The 10,977-nt window shown below is 70.9% G+C and carries 8 protein-coding genes; 4 read left to right on the top strand and 4 right to left on the bottom strand.

The features are described 5' to 3' along the window. Positions 1-117: 117 nt before the first annotated feature. Entirely contained in the window at positions 118-3,960 is a 3,843-nt protein-coding gene (locus ACFQ7F_RS43075; RefSeq protein WP_383284213.1) for an ATP-binding cassette domain-containing protein, read from the bottom strand. A gap of 150 nt (positions 3,961-4,110) precedes the next feature. Here ACFQ7F_RS43075 and ACFQ7F_RS43070 point away from each other — a divergent pair, with 150 nt between their 5' ends. Continuing rightward, entirely contained in the window at positions 4,111-6,039 is a 1,929-nt protein-coding gene (locus ACFQ7F_RS43070; protein WP_383284209.1) for an SMI1/KNR4 family protein, read from the top strand. A gap of 55 nt (positions 6,040-6,094) precedes the next feature. Here the strand turns inward: ACFQ7F_RS43070 and ACFQ7F_RS43065 are convergent, their stop codons facing one another. Next, positions 6,095-6,946 carry an SDR family oxidoreductase gene (locus ACFQ7F_RS43065; RefSeq protein ID WP_383284205.1) on the bottom strand — a complete coding sequence of 284 codons (852 nt, stop codon included), beginning with the start codon at positions 6,944-6,946 and terminating at the stop codon, positions 6,095-6,097. 101 nt (positions 6,947-7,047) lie between these two features. Between ACFQ7F_RS43065 and ACFQ7F_RS43060 the strand changes: the two genes are divergently transcribed. After that, the gene (locus tag ACFQ7F_RS43060; protein WP_383284199.1) at positions 7,048-7,632 is read left to right on the top strand and encodes a TetR/AcrR family transcriptional regulator; all 585 of its coding nucleotides are present in this window, start codon (positions 7,048-7,050) and stop codon (positions 7,630-7,632) included. Here ACFQ7F_RS43060 and ACFQ7F_RS43055 read toward each other — a convergent pair. Beyond that, entirely contained in the window at positions 7,619-8,287 is a 669-nt protein-coding gene (locus tag ACFQ7F_RS43055) for a DNA-binding response regulator (RefSeq protein WP_383284196.1), read from the bottom strand. The genes ACFQ7F_RS43060 and ACFQ7F_RS43055 overlap by 14 nt on opposite strands. A 79-nt stretch (positions 8,288-8,366) precedes the next feature. Between ACFQ7F_RS43055 and ACFQ7F_RS43050 the strand changes: the two genes are divergently transcribed. Further along, positions 8,367-9,242, top strand: a complete 876-nt coding sequence (locus ACFQ7F_RS43050; protein WP_383284191.1) for an oxidoreductase — start codon at positions 8,367-8,369, stop codon at positions 9,240-9,242. A gap of 399 nt (positions 9,243-9,641) precedes the next feature. Here the strand turns inward: ACFQ7F_RS43050 and ACFQ7F_RS43045 are convergent, their stop codons facing one another. Then, positions 9,642-10,001 carry an ANTAR domain-containing protein gene (locus ACFQ7F_RS43045; RefSeq protein WP_383284186.1) on the bottom strand — a complete coding sequence of 120 codons (360 nt, stop codon included), beginning with the start codon at positions 9,999-10,001 and terminating at the stop codon, positions 9,642-9,644. Between the two features lie 382 nt (positions 10,002-10,383). Here ACFQ7F_RS43045 and ACFQ7F_RS43040 point away from each other — a divergent pair, with 382 nt between their 5' ends. After that, a complete protein-coding gene (locus ACFQ7F_RS43040; RefSeq protein WP_383284181.1) occupies positions 10,384-10,947 on the top strand; it encodes a DUF6417 family protein in 564 nt (187 codons plus the stop codon). Positions 10,948-10,977 lie beyond the last annotated feature (30 nt).

Raw genomic sequence — 10,977 nt, 5'->3', positions numbered from 1 at the left:
TTATCCCGCTGCCCCCCGCGCCCCATTAGCTGTGGCCTGGAACCTCTGTTCCCACCCCCCACACACAACACGGCCCCCCCGCCCCGGCCCGCCGCTCCTTCTGTGTCGTCAATCTCCTCAGCGGTAGGCGCGCGCCTGGAGCCCGTACATCTGGGCGTAGAGGCCGCCGTGCGCCAGCAATTCCTCGTGACCGCCCGTCTCGGCCACGCGCCCGTGGTCGAGTACGACGATGAGGTCGGCGCCGCGTACGGTCGAGAAGCGGTGCGAGACCAGCAGCGTGACCGTGTCAGGGCGGCCGCCGTCGGGGCGGGGGCTGCGGGCCGCCTCGATGTAGCGCTCGAAGATGACGTGCTCGGTCTCCGCGTCCAGGGACGCGGTCGGCTCGTCCAGGATGCGGAGCAGGGGCGCCGGACGCATCAGGGCGCGCGCGAGTGCGAGCTTCTGCCACTGGCCCGTCGACAGGTCGACCCCGCGCTCCCATCGGCTGCCCAGCTGAGTGTCCAGGCCGTCCGGCAGCGTGCCGGGCAAGTCGGTGGCGCCGGCCCGGCCGAGAGCGCCGACGACCGCACGCGGGTCGGCGATCCGCGGCAGATCCCCGACGCCGACCGTCTCGCGCAGGGCGAACTCGAAGCGTACGAAGTCCTCGAAGGCGGCACCGAGCCGCTGGCGCCACCGCTCCGGGTCGAGGGCGTCGAGAGGGATCCCGTCGACCGTGATCCGGCCCAGCGTCGGCTCGTACATCCGGCACAACAGCTTGACCAGGGTGGATTTCCCGGAGCCGTTCTCACCGACCAGGGCCACCACTCCCCCGGCCGGCAGCCGCAGCTCGACGTCGTGCAGCGTGGTCACCGCGGTGCCCGGGTAGCGGAAGGACAGCCCTTCGACGGCTATGCCCTGCCGCAGCCTCGACGGCACCGGTGCCCAAGGGGCGCCCGAGACCGCCGCGGGGGCAGCGGCGGTCACCGCGGGCGCCAGGCTCGCCTGCTCCGCGTACGTCCGCAGCCAGCGCAACCGCTCGGCGCTCTGCAGGAGTTCGACGACGGCCCCCGTGGCCTGTACGAGTCCGCCGACGTGGCCGGTGAACCGACCGGCCAGCACGACGGCGAGCAGTACGGCGCCGAGGCCGGTGTGACCGGTCACCGCGAGATGCACGACGAAGGCGACCGCACCGATCAGGCCGAGCGAGTTGAGCAGCCCGGCCGCGCAGCCGATGACGGCGAACCGCCACTGTGCGCGGCTCGTCACGTCGTCCGCGCGGCTGCGCAACTCGCCTACCCTGGCCCATAGTTCATGCCCCGCTTCGAAGACGCGCAGCTCCTTGCCCGCATCCGGCGAGGTGGCGAGGCGGGCCAGACGCGCGGCGAGGCGGTAGTCGGCCGCCGTGGTCTCCTGGGCGCGGGCGATGACGCCGCGGGCGGAGATCTGCAGGCGCAGGGCGATGGCCCCGATGAGCGGCAGCACCAGCAGAGCGGGGTGGACGGTGGCGAGGAGGGCTGCTGTCACCAAAAAGCCGCCGAGTTGTTCGAGCAGGTTGAGTACCCAGTTGAGCAGGGCGCCCATGGCCAGGGTGCGGTCGCGCAGCAGGTGGAGGCGGTCCTGGAACGCGGGTGACTCCTGGTGGCGCAGTCCGGGGATGCCCGCGGCGAGCCGGGCGAGCAACCGGTCGAAGGCGAAGCCCACCCGCTCGCTGAGCCCGATCCTGGCCCCGATGGCCGCCAGCTCGACCGCCTCCCACACACCGAGGCTCACCACCAGCAGGAGCGCCGCCGTCACCGTGGATTCCAGCAGCTCCTGTTGTGCGCCCTCGGCCATGGACCGAAGCCACAGGGCCTGCAGGGCCGCGAGTCCGGCCGCGGCGGGCACGAGCAGCAGCCCGAGCACGGCGAGTTTCCAGGACTCCCTGAAGGACTCGCCGATCAGGGTGCGCAGCGCGTCGAGCACGCCGCGCCAACCGCGTTCGGACACCTCAGGAGGGTCGGCGCCGTCCGGCTGTTCCCGCACCACGCGTTCCGCCGGTCGCGCGGCATCCGATGGCGTGGGCCGCCGGGGCGCCGTCGCGGGTCCACGGGCGGCAGTGACACCGCCTTCACCACCACCGGGGCTCGTGTCGTCATCGACGAATCGATCCGCCTGCAACCGGTACATCCGCGCGTACCTGCCGCCAAGCGCCATCAGCGCGTCGTGCGTGCCGCTCTCCACGATCCGGCCGCCGTCCATGACATGGATGAGGCCGGCCTTGCGTACGCCCGAGAAGCGGTGTGAGACCAGGATCGTGGTGGCGCCCCCGCTCACCGTCAGGAACCGGTCGAAGAAGTCGGCCTCCGCCCGCGCGTCGAGATGCGCGGTCGGCTCGTCGAGCACGAGCACGGCCCCCGACCGCGCGGCCAGGAGCGCTCGGGCGAGCGCGACCCTCTGCCACTGGCCGGCGGACAGGTCGGCGCCGTTCGCGAACTGCCGGGAGAGCACGGTGTCCCAGCCCGCTCCGAGCCTTTGGGGCAGTTCGGCGCCGTCCGCCAGTTCCAGGGCGTGCTCCAGTGCGCGCGCGTCGCCGCCGATGTCCGGGGCGCCCATCGCCACGTTGTCGCGCAGCGTCAGGGGATACTTCACGAAGTCCTGGAAGACGACGGAGATTCCTCGGCGCCACTGCCGCGCGCCGACCGCCCGCACGTCCGCGCCGTCCGCCGTGATGCGCCCGGCGTCCGGCTCGTAAAGCCGCGCGAGGAGTTTGATCAGCGTCGTCTTGCCGGAGCCGTTCGCCCCGACGATCGCCACGGAGGACCCGGCCGGGATCTCCAGGTCGAGCCCGCGCAACACGGGTTTGTGCGTGCCGGGGTAAGTGAAGTCCACGGATTCGAAGGCGATGCCGTGGCGGACTGCCGGAGCCCGGCCGTTCGTGTGGCCGTTTCCGGCTGCTGTCCTCCGGCCGTCGGCCCGAGCGCTCCCCGGCCCGTGGGCCTGGGCGCTGCTGTCGGCGGTCCCCCGCAGCTCCAGCGCGGCAAGCGAGCGCAACCCCAGCAGCGCATCGCGCACCATGAGGTCGTCGTCGCCGACCCAGCCGAGTGCGGGCAGGGCGAGCGCCGCCTGGGCGCTGATCACGAGCTGGGTGAGTCCGAGGTCGCCGCGCGCGGCGGCGAAGGCCGCGTACCCCAGGACCGCGCCCTCCGCGCACACCACGAACCCCACCGCGCCGTAGGCGCGCCGCGCGGCCGTCCCGCGGGTGGCCCAGACCCGGGCCATGCCCGACTGCCAGACGGCCGTCATCCGGTCGGCGAGCCAGTCACCGAGCCCGAAGACACGTATCTCCTTGGCGGGTTCGGGATCCACGGCGAGCGACCGCAGGTAGCCCGCACTTCGGATCACCGCGCTCGCCGACTCCATGCTGCCGTGCACCTGGCGCGACAGGCGCAGATAGGAGCGGTAGGTCAGCACCGCCGCGAGCCCGAGCAGCAGTGGCGCCCACCAGGCCAGCGGGGCCAACAGGACGAGCAGACCGATTCCTTCGAGCCTCGGACGCACGATCTCGGGGAGCAGCAGGGCGAGTTGGTCCGGCCGGGTGCCCGGTTCGGTGGCCAGGCGCAGCGTGTCGGCGTAGCCCGGCTCTTCGAGGTGTCCGATGCCGTCCGGTCCGGTCCCGGCCGCGATGGCCCGGTCCTCCACCACGCTGGCCGCCCGCAGTCGCAGCACCGCCGCGAGGCCGCTGTCCAGGGCGCGCAGTCCCGTGCGTAGGAGGGTCAGCGCACCGAACACGGTGAGGACGACCAGTGCTTCCCTTGCCTCGGCCGACCCCGCGCCCGCTTTCACGGCTCCGGGCAGCGCACCCACGAGCCGGCCGGTCGCAACCACGATGAGCGGCCCTGTGAGCGCCCCGCAGACCACGGTCACGGCGAGTGCGACCGTGTGCCGGGGTCCGGCCCGCCACAACAGCCGCACTGCTGCGGTCCACTCCTGCCACGTGCGCATTCCGGCCTCCTGAGCTGCGCGCCTCCGTCGGGAGCACGATGCTCACAGAGGAGCCGGGCGGCCGGGTGAGGGTCCCGGTCGCGACCGGACGCCGCCGGTCGCCCGACAGGGTCAGGGCGACTGTCAGTGCCGGGTGCAAGGATCATCGGTATGGACGCGACGACATTCGACTGGCGCCCATTCCTCACTCGTTGGAGCGAGGAATGGGCCGACGCCCAGGGCGACTTGAAGGCCTTGAGCTCGGACGACGACGAGGACCGGCGGCGCAGACGGCTTGGCAACGAATCTGCCGCCGAGACGGACATCGTCGCCATGGAGACGCGGCTCGGGCGCGAAATGCCGCCGTCCTTCAAGGACTTCCTGCGGGTCAGCGACGGTTGGCGGCACGCGGGCGGTTTCGTCTGGACACTGGCCGGCACACGCGAGGCCCACTGGCACGAGAATGCGAGCGGCCTCGGTGGGGACTACGACGAGTTCTGGGACGAAGAGGACAACCCTGAGGAGACACGGGCGCAGGTCGGCCTCTGGTCGCGCGGACTCCAGTTGGACGTCGAATCCGACGCCACCTACGTACTGCTCGACCCGGAGGACGTAGGACCGGACGGCGAGTGGGCGGTGCGGGTGTGGGCGTCCTGGCGGGCCGAGGACCCCGCGCGATATCCGTCGTTCGCGGCGTTCATGGTCGCCATGCATCAAGAGTTCCACAACCTCGAGGCCGGCCGGGACAGGCAGGAGAGTGCCCCCGCGTTCGCCAACGAGACCACCCGCGCCCAGGACGCCGCCGTGGCCCGGGCCCGGACCGCGGCACTGCGCGGTCGTCACGAAGAGGCGGCGCTGCTCCTTGTGGAAGCCCAGCGGTACGGTCGGCCGCACGCGGACGACCTCCTGCACCAGATCGGACAGCTGGGCGGGCCACGCGGGGGCGGTCGGCGGCCGCCGCACCCCAGCGACCCCCGCTTCCTCACCGAGTTGCTCCCCCTATACACCGCCGAGCTCCTCGACAGAGGCTCCTACACGGAGGACTGGCACTTTGCCGACTCCGACCGCTTCCCCGACATCTGGCAGACCGCGTCGGACATCCGGCGCGAGATGAGCGAGGGGACTTACCGCTACCGGCCCGGCGGCAGGTTCGGCGAGGCCGTCGACGAGGCCCGTGAGCTGGCCCGTTGGGGCGACACCGACGCCGCCTGGCGGGTCCTGTCCGCCGCGATCCCGTTGTGGGAGCCGCTGGGCCCTCACCACATCGCCCCGGTGGGCCTGCTCGTCGACCCTGTGCTCGCCCCTGTGCTGACCGCCGCGCGGCGCCTGGAGCTGCTGGCAACTCCGCGCGGCGGCGAGAGCGGCCCGGCTCCGACTCCCGCCTGCGACCAGGACCCGGACGGTCTGTCCTGGCTCGCGCGCCCCGAAGGACTGCGACCGGGTCAGTCATCACCGTGCGACTACCGGATGGTCCTTGTCGAAGGAGTCGCCCCGGACAACCTGCCCGCCCTACTCGGCTCGTCGCCCGATACGGCCCTCTCCCCGCCACTGGAACGCTGGGATGTCAGCCGTCATCACCGCCCCGATCAGCGGGCCTTCTCCAGCTACGAGGACAAGGCGCTGCTGAGGGTCGGCCGGGCCGCAGCGGGGTGGAGCTTCGGATTCGACGATGCCCCGTCCACCGCGTTTTCCACGGAGCGCTTCGTCTCCCCCGCGACGGCCGCCTCTGCCGGCGGCGGCCGGGCGATCGTGGTGTGGAGCGAATCGCGATGGCAGACCCCGGTCTTCCATGTGTCGGTCGCCCAGGACGGGACGCCGCTGTACGCGTTCACGGTGCGGGACGGGGTCATCGAGGACAGTTCCGGCGCCGTTCCCGCCGAACTGGCCCCGGCCTCCCTTGGCTTCGACACCCCGGGCACGACCGCCCAGGCGGCCGCAGTCGCCCGCGCCCTGGATGCCATCGCCGATCGGTACGGCGTCGCCCTGCCGCGCCTCGCTCTCACCGAGGGCCGACTGCACTCCTTCGAGTCGATGTCCTGGATACGCCCGCCCGACCCCGGGGAGACCTACATGACGATCACGCTGGGCCTCAGGGAGTAGGCGCGAGGCTGCGGTCGCGGCAAGGCTCATCGACGTGTCGTGCCGGTGGGCCGGATCAGTGGGCGAAGGCCACCGACTCGGCGAGGTCCTTTTGCGCCTCGAGTGTGGTCAGGCGTTCGGTGAGTGCTGCGTGGATCGCGTCATAGGTGTCGGAGCCGAGTGCCAGGCGCAGGGGCGGGTTCGGGTGGCGGGTCGTGGCGTGGATGGTGGCGGCCAGCTTGGCCGGGTCGCCGGTGAATGCGCTCTCGTCGGCGGTTTCCAGGTAGCGCCTGGTCCGGCCGACGGCGTTGTCGCGGTAGGCGGCCGTTTCGTTGGTGTAGTGCAGGGCCGATGCGAAGCCGGTGCGGGTCGCGCCTGGCTCGACCAGAGTGAGGTGGATGTCGAAGTCGCAGACCTCGCGGCTGACGCTCTCGGTGAAGCCCTCAAGACCCCACTTGCCCGCGTGGTAGGAGCTGTGGGTGGGGATGCCGACCTGGCCGCCCACGCTGGAGATCTGGATGATCCGGCCTCCGCCCTGCTCCCGCATCGGCCGCAGGAAGGCCCGGGTGATCATCATCGGGGCGAGCAGGAGGACCTCGATCTGGTCGCGGATCTGCTCGGCGGTCATCTCCTCGGCGGCGCCCACGACCGCGTATCCGGCATTGTTGACCACGATGTCCACCGGACCGGACCGCAGTGTCCCGGCGACCACCCGGTCGACGTCGGCCGGCCGGGTCAGGTCGAGGATCTCGACGGTCAGCCGGTCGCCATACGTCTCGCGCAGGCCATCCAGAGCCGCAGGTCGGCGGACCGTCGCCGTGACGCGGTCGCCATTGCGGAGGGCGAGCTCGGTGAGGTGGCGCCCCAGACCGCCGGAGGCTCCGGTGATGAACCAGTGACGTACGGCCTTGTCGGAGAGAGCGGGCACGAGATGCTCCTGGAGTAGGGTGTTACCGGAACGTATTCCGCTTAGAGGTTAAGCGGAACACATTCCGGAAAGCAACCGGCGACCCACACGAAGGAACCTGTATGCCCGCGACACCTCGCCGCACCAGGAGTGACGCGCTGCAGAATCGGGAGCGCCTGCTCGAGGTCGCCGCGCAGGCCTTCGCCGAACAGGGTCTTGACACCGCGCCGGCCGCCATCGCCAAGCAGGCGGGCGTCGGTGTCGGCACGCTCTATCGGCACTTCCCGACTCGGGAAGTCCTCATCGACGCCGCCTACCGACGCCAGCTCACCGACGTGTGCGAGAAGGTGGACGACCTCCTCGCCAGCCACCCGGCTGCCGAGGCCACCCGGATGTGGATGGAACACTTCATCCGCTACGCCACGGCCAAGAGCGGCATGTCCGAAGCCCTCAACGCGGTCATCGCCTCCGGGATCGACCCGTACTCCGACAGCCGCACGCTCCTCACCGACGCCGTCGCCACGCTCCTCGCGGCCGGTGCACGGGACGGCAGCCTGCGAACCGACGTCGCCCCCGACAATGTCCTGCTCCTCATGGGTGGCATCGCCTACTCCGCGCAGCACGGCACCGAAGAGCAGGCCCGCCCGCTCATCGACCTCTTCATGGACGCGCTGACCAGGGATGTGACCGGGATCAGTCGCCGGTGAGGCCGAGTCGGTTCGCGTTGACGCCCGCCTGGAACCGCGAGTCCGCCTCCAGCGCGGTCATCAACTCGGCGACCCGCCTGCGGTAGGTCCGTACGGACATCCCGACGCGGCGCGCGCCCGCAGCGTCGGTGAGCCCTGCCGCGAGCGCCTGCAGCACGGTGAAGGAGTCGGCGTCCAGGCCCTCGGTCTCGCTCCGCAAGTAGTCCGCGAGAGGGGTGCCGGCATCCCACGTGGCACACATCAGGGCGTGCACACCCCCGACGAGAGCCGGTGCGGTCGTGATCGTGAACTCGCGACCGCGTGCGCCGTTGCGGCCCGCCAGGATCATCACCCGGCGGTCGATGATGATCGTCTCGTGCGGCAGGTTCGCGGCACGCACCCGCACCTGCCCACCGGCGTCCGCGACGTCGAACAGGTGCAGCCGCTGTTCCTCGTCGGCGAGTACGGCCGGTGTATAGAGCTTGCGTACGGCCACACCTTCAGCGGCCCGGGGGCGCAGGCGGCGCACCATCGCCTTTCTCGCCTCGGGCCGCGTCCAGGTGTGCAGGTCGTTCGCGGCGCAGAAGAACTCCCGCGTCGTCTCGCCGAACAGCACGGCGGTCCGCGCGGCCAACTCCCTCTCGCCATGAACCGTCAGCGTGGTGTGGTCGGTCACCCTGCCAGTCTCGCTCATGACGGTGGCAACACGTTGCCATATGGCCTGCCGATGGTCCTCGCGGGCCGAGAGTGGGGACATGACTACTCAGATCACGGCCGCAGCGAGCGGCCAGTTCATGCTCGGTGGCGACCGCCCCGTCAACCGCCTCGGTTTCGGCGCGATGCGGCTCCCCATGGGCACTTTCACCGGTCCCGCACGCGACCCGGAGACCGGCATCGCGGTGCTGCGGCAGGCAGTCGACGGGGGTGTCGACCACATCGACACGGCGGGCTTCTACGTCCGGGGTGAGGTACGCGCCAACGAACTGATCCGCAAGGCGCTCGCGCCCTACCCGGCCGAGCTGTTGATCGCCACGAAGGTCGGTCCGCTGCTCGGAGCGGACGGCATGCCCACCGGCCAGGCAGGACCCGAGCAGCTGCGCGGCCTCGTCACCGAGGACCTGCGCGCCCTCGGTCTCGACCGGTTCGACCTCGTCTACCTGCGGGTCGGGGGAATGAACAAGCCGGGCGGCGAGAGCGTGGCCGACCGATTCGCGGCACTGGCGGACCTGCGCGAGGAGGGCCTGATCCGCCACCTCGGGGTCAGCAACGTCGACGTGGCTCAACTCGACGAGGCGCGGGGCGTCGCGCCGGTCGCCGCGGTGCAGAACCAGTACCACGTGCATCGTCACGATGACGCCGCCGTGCTCGCGCGCTGCGTGGAACACCACATCGCTTACGTGCCGTTCTTTCCGCTCGGTGGCGGATTCGATCCGATCGAGCACGACCGCCTCGCACAGGTCGCCAAGAGGCACGAAGCGACGACCGCGCAGGTCGCCCTCGCCTGGTTGCTCGCGAGCTCACCGAACATGCTGGCCATCCCCGGCACCGGTTCGCCCGCGCACCTCGCCGAGAACCTCGCCGCGGCCGGGCTGCGCCTCGACGCCGCCGACCTCGCGGAGCTGAAGGCCTGACGGTCCACGTAGCGCTTCACCGGTCGGTGGCCTGACCTCCCGGCTCGCAGCCGGCCACCGACCGGTGCTCCCGTATGTCGCGCCGCGCGACTTGCAGGCCGCGACCACCTCGGTGGCTCCCAGCATTTTCAGGGTCTTGTCGAGATCCGTGCCGAGGAAGCTGTCCGGGCTGGTCTTGGCTGGCCTTGTGGGCAACCAACTCATCGTCGGCTGGCCTGAGTTCAGGCACCACTCGCCACCCTTGGGTACCCGCCTCCACCCCGGTACGCGATGGCAACCGGGGTGTTCTGCATGTCGATGACCAGGAGCGCGGAGGCGTGTGGCAGGGGCTCACCGTAGAGGACGCTCCAACGAGGGTCCTGGGCACTCGTGAAGGGCCGGATGCCGGCCCGCAGCTTCCTACCGCTTTGCCAGCGCCTTGCTGAGAGCCACACGGACCGGGTCCGGCAGCGGCTCGCCCTCCGTGGTGGCGATCAGCTCTTCCGCCACTGCCCGCAGCTTGGTGTTGGAGTGTTGCGACACCTCGACCAGAATCTCCCACGCCTCGTCCGCGGTACACGGCCCCAGCGACATCAGCATGCCCCGCGCCTGATCTATGGACGGATGGGACTCCATGGCGCGATGCAGGTCGTTGACCTCGGTGCGCAGCGCCTTGATCTCGGCAGCCTCATCCGCACAGTCACCGTCGGAGGTTTGCTGATCGGTATTCTGATGAGGATTCAGTGCCGTCGTGTTGAGAGATTCCGACGAGGAAGCCACCTGCTCTACCTCTCATTTACTTAGGCAGAACCTGTCGGGCCGACAGGACCGCCGATGAGGTGAGCATCGCAGATCCCCCACATCCATGGCCATAGTTTGCTGACTCCGTGCATGGTGTGCAGGGGGCGGCGCCGGTGGCTGTTGGTCCCAACCGACCGGCGCCTACGTTGCACAGCGCTGTGCTATCGCGTTGATCGAGTAGCCAGTTACGCCACTCTGAAACCGACGCAGCACATCGGCATCGACCGCGATTTCGAGGCGTAGACCATCTCAACAACGCCCCTTCGGGCAGGGGTGCACGCTAGCGTCGCGGCAACGCACTGTTCGGCGGGAGGGGCAAGGAATGCGGCGTTCGGCTGGGCATTACACGCTGCTGCAACGCGTGGCTGACGTGCAGCGCACGACCGATGGATGGGTCGTGGCGGGGCCCGGCCTCGACGAACGCACCACGGGCCCCCTGGTGAAACTCGGGCTGGTCCGGGTGGCTCCCCGTGCGGAACGGGCGGAGCTCTCGGTGAAGAGCGGCCGGGCGGTCCCGTGGGCGGTGCAGCTGACGGACGACGGGTGGGACGCACTCCTGTACGCGCGGACGCGGGCGGCTCCGCCGGCCGTCGAGGCTCCCTCGCCCGGGCTGCAGCAGGTAGGCCTGCGCCGCTCGGATCTGGACGCGCTGAGGCGGTTCCTCGCTCTGCGCGGGCGGCTGCACCGTGGGCCCGCCGCTGGTCTGGAGTCGGCGGTGGAGGCGGCGCGCTTCAACGCCGCGTCCAACAGGTGGGTCGTGTATGTGAGCGGTGAGCAGATGGAGTCGATGGCGCGTGCGTTCTTTCTCGAGCGGCTCGGCGGGTCGGCGGCACCCGCCAACCGGTTCGCCCGCGTGTACGGGGTGAGCTATACGCCCCCGTCCCCCCTCCTCACCCCTGAGCCGCAGCGCGGCGATGCCGGCTAGCTGCTCGGCGCACTGCCCCTGCCCGCGGGC

Origin of the sequence: Streptomyces sp. NPDC056486 (assembly GCF_042795295.1) — a bacterium.
In the GTDB taxonomy this organism is placed as follows: Bacteria; Actinomycetota; Actinomycetes; order Streptomycetales; family Streptomycetaceae; genus Streptomyces.
This window is presented reverse-complemented; position numbering and strand designations above follow the sequence as displayed.